The sequence below is a fragment of the Mesorhizobium sp. P5_C1 genome (assembly GCF_054049815.1).
Genome location: NZ_JBFULQ010001270.1, coordinates 1 through 719, shown reverse-complemented (window position 1 = coordinate 719; position 719 = coordinate 1). Strand labels below are relative to the sequence as shown.

Genomic DNA, 719 nt, shown 5'->3' with positions numbered 1-719 from the left:
GCTGCCTTTCATGCCGAGTGGAAAAAGCTTCGCGCCATAGAGCCGGCGCTGAACGCAGCAGAGCAGCGCTATATKGACATCAAGGGACGGCGACCTGTCATGGCCGAAATGACAGCGGAGRAGGTCGAAAGGGTCCGGCGGACGACTGTCGCTGATCTCGCAAGCCAAGCCGCGCTGGCGTCGAACATGCCGAGGCCTTGCGCGCCTATGACAAGGCTGATGCTGGCATCCGGCGCAAGACAGGCTATGGCAAGCTCGATCGAGAATACTCCAAACAGACCCACCGCACGGGGAACGCAGCTAACGCGCTGCTTCGCTACCCTGCAAAGACGCTGGCCGATCTCGCGGCGAAGGAGCGAGTGCATCGCACGTGGGAATTTAACGGACAGGACTTCAATTACATCATGGATGACATTGCTCGGTTGGCTCGCAAGACGATCTGAACAAATGCCCTTCGGACACTTGATGCCCGCTRCTCACGGCAGCGGGCCTATATTGGCGCGACCGGGCCGTCACTCAATGGTTATGGGACTGCTGGAATCCGGCAACGTCGTATTGAGATACGCTCTTCGGATTGTTTGAGTTCTGCGGTTGCTCGCCCGCGTAGTGTGTCCCCGCATTCCCCTCGGGGTTGAAGGCTGAGCCCGGGGCAGAACTGGCGTGACCAGGGGTAACGCTTCCTGTTTCAGTGGTTCCAATCGTTTGGCTGGGCTGACCTG

At 59.2% G+C, this 719-nt stretch carries 1 protein-coding gene and 1 pseudogene; one reads left to right on the top strand and one right to left on the bottom strand.

Going from position 1 to position 719, the window contains the following annotated elements; translation table 11 throughout:
* Positions 1 to 197 precede the first annotated feature (197 nt).
* Positions 198 to 443, top strand: coding sequence for a hypothetical protein (locus ACXJ7R_RS35320; protein WP_095091586.1), 246 nt, complete (start codon positions 198 to 200; stop codon positions 441 to 443).
* Between the two features lie 73 nt (positions 444 to 516).
* Here the strand turns inward: ACXJ7R_RS35320 and ACXJ7R_RS35315 are convergent.
* Positions 517 to 719 (bottom strand): annotated as a pseudogene (locus ACXJ7R_RS35315) (adenylate cyclase); the annotation flags it as partial.